The sequence below is a fragment of the Stenotrophomonas pictorum JCM 9942 genome (assembly GCF_001310775.1).
In the GTDB taxonomy this organism is placed as follows: Bacteria; Pseudomonadota; Gammaproteobacteria; order Xanthomonadales; family Xanthomonadaceae; genus Stenotrophomonas; species Stenotrophomonas pictorum.
On sequence record NZ_BAZI01000336.1, the window covers coordinates 1 to 2895 of the forward strand.

Below are 2895 nucleotides of genomic sequence, written 5' to 3' on the forward strand. Positions count from 1 at the left end.
TGTTGATCCGCTCACCGCCAAACAGCCGCTGGAAACCGCCGGCGACATCGCGCGCGGCGGCCAGCTCCAGCAGCGCCCGCAGCGCGGCCTGATCGTACTTCTGCCGCGCGAAATTCACGTACAACGGACCGACCTTGAGCGCCAGGTTTTTCACCCGATCCGGCTCGGCAGCCAGCAGTGAAGGGATACCCGTGCCCTGCAAACGCTGGGCATGGGCGTGCAATACGTCGAATCCGTTGTTCTTGGTCATGCGGCCTGTGTGGGGATGCTGTCGTTGGTGTGGGAAATACGGTTGTCGCCGTCAACGTAGACCAGCTTGGGCTTGAAGCTGTCGGCTTCTGCTTCGCTCAGGCTGGCGAAGGCGGCGATGATGATGATGTCGCCCACCTGCACGTGGCGCGCGGCGCCGCCGTTGAGCGAGATCACGCCGCTGCCAGCTTCGGCACGCAGCGCATAGGTGGAAAAACGCGCACCGTTGGTGACATCCCAGATGTGCACCTGTTCAAACTCGCGGATACCGCTGGCCTGCAGCAGGTTGTCATCAATGGCGATGGAGCCTCGTAGTTCAGCTCCGAATGGGTGACGGTGGCACGGTGGATCTTGGTTTTGAGCAGGGAGAGATGCATGGCAATGCCGAAACTGCGTATGAAAACGCGCAGTCTAGCACCGGCACAAGGCCCTGCCCGCACTGCAGCATGACCTTTCCCGCGCGCCGGCCCCGGATATGCCGATGGCGCCACCAGGGCGCCATCGGCAGTCATTTCATGAACCGGACGCGGACAGATAAAGTCCCATCGCCCCGCATTCAGAACTCTATGTTGTCGATCAGCCGGGTGGTGCCGAGCTTGGCCGCCACCAGCGCCACGCGCCGGCCTTCGTTGCTGTCACCCGGCTCGGACAGGTCCGGCATCCGCACCACTGCATAATCAACCCGATAGCCTGCGGCTTGCAGCTGCGCGGCCGCGTCCGCCTCCACCGTGGCGCGGTCGGCACCTGCCAGATAGGCATCGCGCATCGCCAGCAACACCGTGCGGATCACGGTCGCCTGCGGGCGCACATCGGCGGTGAGGTACTGATTGCGCGAGCTCATCGCCAAGCCATCGGCCTCGCGCACGATCTGCCCGCCGAGGATCTCGATCGGGAAGGCCAGATCGACCACCATCTGCCGGATCACCGCCAGCTGCTGGTAATCCTTGCGGCCAAATGCCGCCACATCCGGCTGCACCTGGTTGAACAGTCGCGTGACTACCGTGCAGACGCCATCGAAGTGACCGGGACGATGGGCCCCTTCCAGCAACGAGCTGACACCCGGCACATGCACACTGGCAGCCAGCTCAACGCCAAACGGGTACATCGATTCGACCGTCGGCAGCCACAACACGTCACAACCGGCCTGCTCCAGGCCACTGGTGTCGGCTTCCGGGGTGCGCGGATAGCGGGTGAAGTCCTCGTTCGGGCCGAACTGGGTCGGATTGACGAACACACTGGAAACCACGCGATCGGCATGCTGGCGCGCCAGCTCCACCAGCGAATAGTGGCCGGCGTGCAGGTTGCCCATGGTGGGCACCAGCGCGACGCGCAGACCCTGGCGCTTCCAGCCGGTGACAATGGCACGCAGCCGGGATAGTTCGGTAACGGTTTCAATCATGATGCGTAGGCGTGTTCTGCGTCAGGGAAGGTACCGGCGCGGACCGCGTCGGCATAGGCAAGGACGGCACCGGCCACCGACCCGCCCTCGGCAAGGAAATCCTTGACGAACTTGGGGCGTCGATGACCGCTGTCCAGGCCGAGGAAATCATGCAGCACCAGCACCTGCCCGTCGCACTCGGGGCCGGCACCGATACCGATGGTGGGAATGGCGGTCTCGGCGGTGACACGCCCGGCCAGCGGCGTTGGTACACATTCGAGCACCAGCAAGCTGGCGCCCGCCTCGGCCACGGCCTTGGCATCGTCCAGCAGCTGCTGGGCGGCATCGCCCCGGCCCTGCACACGGTAGCCCCCCAGGCGCAGCACCGATTGCGGGGTCAGCCCCAGGTGCGAACACACCGGAATCTCACGCTCGACCAGGTGGCGGATGATGTCCAGCTTGAAGCCGGCACCTTCGATCTTGACCATCTCGGCGCCGGCCTTGAGCAGCTGCAGCGATGCCTCCAGCGCCCGCTCCGGCGTGGCATCGGCGCCGAAGGGCAGATCAGACACCAGCAGCGCACGTTGCAGCACGCTGGCGACCGCGCGGGTGTGATAGACCACGTCTTCCACACTGACCGGCAAGGTGGAGTCATGCCCCTGCACCACCATGCCGAGCGAATCACCCACCAGGATCAGGTCAACGCCGTTGGCGTCAAACGAACGGGCAAAGCCGGCGTCGTAGGCGGTCAACATCACCAGCTTCTGGCCATTTCGCTTGGCCTCGGCCAGCGCGGGAACGGTCCAGGGCTTGCTGTCTGCGTGAATGCTCATGAATTGATAACGGTTGGCGATAAGCCACGCATTATCCCCCTATCGGATCGATACCGCAGGTTTTCACGCCAGCCAGCACGTCACGCACCGTTCCATGCCCGGGGATCCAGGCCTCTGGCGCGACATCGGCCAAGGGCAGCAACGCGAACGCGCGCTCGTGCAGGTGGGGATGGGGCACCTGCAGACGCGGCAGCTGCACGACGCTGTCGGCATAGAGCAGCAGGTCCAGATCCAGTGTCCGCGGCCCCCAGCGTTCATCCGGCAGTCTTATACGACCGAACTGCTGCTCGATGGCCAACAGGTGATCCAGCAGCTGCAGCGGAGCCAGTGTTGTTTCCAGCGCTGCCGCCGCATTGATGAAAGGCGGCTGCGCCTCATTGCCCCACGCCGGCGTGCGATACAGGCGGGAGCTGCCCAGCAGCCGCGCCTGCGGCA

General features: G+C 64.8%; 3 protein-coding genes and 2 pseudogenes. All 5 read right to left on the reverse strand.

Going from position 1 to position 2895, the window contains the following annotated elements:
* Window positions 1-250: pseudogene (locus tag JCM9942_RS13310) on the reverse strand (glucose-6-phosphate isomerase); the annotation flags it as partial.
* Window positions 247-626: pseudogene (gene panD / locus JCM9942_RS13315) on the reverse strand (aspartate 1-decarboxylase). The pseudogenes panD and JCM9942_RS13310, both read right to left, overlap by 4 nt.
* A 179-nt stretch (window positions 627-805) precedes the next feature.
* On the reverse strand, window positions 806-1648 hold the full coding sequence (panC, locus tag JCM9942_RS13320; protein ID WP_054660263.1) for a pantoate--beta-alanine ligase: 843 nt from the start codon (window positions 1646-1648) through the stop codon (window positions 806-808).
* Window positions 1645-2460 carry a 3-methyl-2-oxobutanoate hydroxymethyltransferase gene (gene panB / locus JCM9942_RS13325; protein WP_054660265.1) on the reverse strand — a complete coding sequence of 272 codons (816 nt, stop codon included), beginning with the start codon at window positions 2458-2460 and terminating at the stop codon, window positions 1645-1647. The genes panC and panB overlap by 4 nt, the downstream gene beginning before the upstream one ends.
* Window positions 2461-2491: 31 nt before the next feature.
* Window positions 2492-2895: 2-amino-4-hydroxy-6-hydroxymethyldihydropteridine diphosphokinase (gene folK / locus JCM9942_RS13330; RefSeq protein WP_054660267.1), on the reverse strand; the 404-nt coding region annotated here is incomplete at its 5' end.

Bases quoted from the DNA above. Each gene is read 5' to 3' on its own strand.
- panC (WP_054660263.1), bottom strand. From the start codon at position 1,648: ATGATTGAAACCGTTACCGAACTATCCCGGCTGCGTGCCATTGTCACC.
- panB (WP_054660265.1), bottom strand. From the start codon at position 2,460: ATGAGCATTCACGCAGACAGCAAGCCCTGGACCGTTCCCGCGCTGGCC.